We start from the raw sequence: 365 nt of genomic DNA on the forward strand, positions 1-365 counted from the left end.
GTTCGGGATTTGCTCAAGCGTTTCAAAATGAGTGATGCAAAGCCCGCACCAACTCCTATAAGTCCTTCGACTAAGCTTGATAAAGATGAGTCCGGTAAGAGTTTTGATCAAAAGACTTATCGAGGTATGATAGGTTCTCTTTTATACTTAACGGCTAGTAGACCGGATATTATGTTTAGTGTATGTTTATGTGCTAGATATCAATCGGATCCTAAGGAATCGCATTTCAAAGCGGTTAAACGCATATTTAGATATTTGGTAGGAACTACAAATTTAGGATTATTTTATCCGCATAACACACATTTTGAATTGCTTGGGTATTCCGATGCCGATTTTGCCGGATGCAAATTAGATAGAAAAAGTAC

Annotated in this window: 1 protein-coding gene; it reads left to right on the forward strand. The window is 37.5% G+C overall.

The features are described 5' to 3' along the window. Window positions 1-27 precede the first annotated feature (27 nt). The coding region (locus tag EIZ48_RS28945) for a hypothetical protein (protein ID WP_160658827.1) at window positions 28-365 on the forward strand (338 nt) is incomplete at its 3' end.

Source organism: Photobacterium alginatilyticum, assembly GCF_009910675.1.
GTDB classification, from domain to species: Bacteria; Pseudomonadota; Gammaproteobacteria; order Enterobacterales; family Vibrionaceae; genus Photobacterium; species Photobacterium alginatilyticum.